This is a genomic window from Neobacillus drentensis (assembly GCF_036966985.1).
Lineage (GTDB): Bacteria > Bacillota > Bacilli > Bacillales > Cytobacillaceae > Neobacillus > Neobacillus drentensis_E.
Genome location: NZ_JBALSN010000534.1, coordinates 3,680 through 4,113, shown reverse-complemented (window position 1 = coordinate 4,113; position 434 = coordinate 3,680). Strand labels below are relative to the sequence as shown.

The following is a 434-nucleotide window of genomic DNA, read 5'->3' as shown; positions in this document are numbered from 1 at the left end:
AAAAAGAGAAATGACAACTTTTGAGAGGTACTTTATTAAGGATAAGGCAACTCATAAAGAAGGTAAGAATCCGTACTACCATTTACGTGAAAATGAAGATTTTTGCCGCAGAATCCTAACAGAATTTGATCTGAATCCTGACCAGGGTCATATAATAAATGGCCATACACCAGTGAAAGAAATTGAGGGAGAAAATCCAATTAAGGCAAATGGTAAGATGATTGTGATCGATGGAGGTTTCTCCAAAGCTTATCAATCAACAACAGGTATTGCAGGATATACATTACTATATAATTCCTATGGTATGCAGCTGGTCGCCCATAAGCATTTTAATTCAAAGGAAGATGTTCTACTTAACGGGACTGATGTTTTATCAATAAAAAGATTGGTAGATAAAGAATTAAAGAGAAAAAAGGTAAGAGAAACGAATATTG

1 protein-coding gene is annotated in these 434 nt (G+C 34.3%); it reads left to right on the top strand.

The genetic code is table 11. From position 1 onward, the window contains the following. Nucleotides 1–434, top strand: a 434-nt coding sequence (locus V7659_RS27355; RefSeq protein ID WP_335543228.1) for a fructose-bisphosphatase class III, incomplete at both ends; no start/stop codon positions are given.